The sequence below is a fragment of the Lachnoclostridium sp. An131 genome (assembly GCF_002160825.1).
In the GTDB taxonomy this organism is placed as follows: Bacteria; Bacillota; Clostridia; order Lachnospirales; family Lachnospiraceae; genus Laedolimicola.
Map to the genome: position 1 here is coordinate 1 of NZ_NFLI01000046.1, position 529 is coordinate 529.

The window sequence follows — 529 nt, forward strand, 5'->3', positions numbered from 1 at the left end:
AAACTTCTTCTCGTTCAACACTCATGCATAGCGTTGCATGAGGGCCATAGGTTATTTTTTAAGAGGTTTGTTTCCTCTGGAAGTCCTCTTTCGATTCCTTCCTGTGATTACTTTCGTCTTCTCTTTCGAGAAGCCTAAGGATAATCACCTCGGATGTCTTGTATTGTTAAATCTTCGATTTAACTGGATATTTTCAGTATATAGTTTTCAAGGTACAATTCTGGCAGACTGATATCTTAATCAGTCATTAGAAATCTCAATCTCTTGAAACCTCTAATCACTGGTTAAAACCAGTTATATAGAACAGCACTGCCCTGCTGATAGGGTTAACACATCTTTTCCCGCAGGCTTTTCACGTCCCACTCAGATATGTCTGTATCTATATATAGAAGCTGTCTTCCAGCTTTCTTTTTTAGGGAATCCGGCAGCCACCTGCTCTCCCATGCCGTCTCCAGCATAGTACCATCGGCCGTATGGGGCTTAACCATCGTGTTCGGGATGGGTACGGGTGTGACCCCCACGCGCATCG

At 43.5% G+C, this 529-nt stretch carries 1 rRNA gene; it reads right to left on the reverse strand.

Annotated elements, in window-relative coordinates:
- Positions 1-419: 419 nt before the first annotated feature.
- Positions 420-529 (reverse strand): 5S ribosomal RNA (gene rrf / locus B5E77_RS16740); the annotation flags it as partial.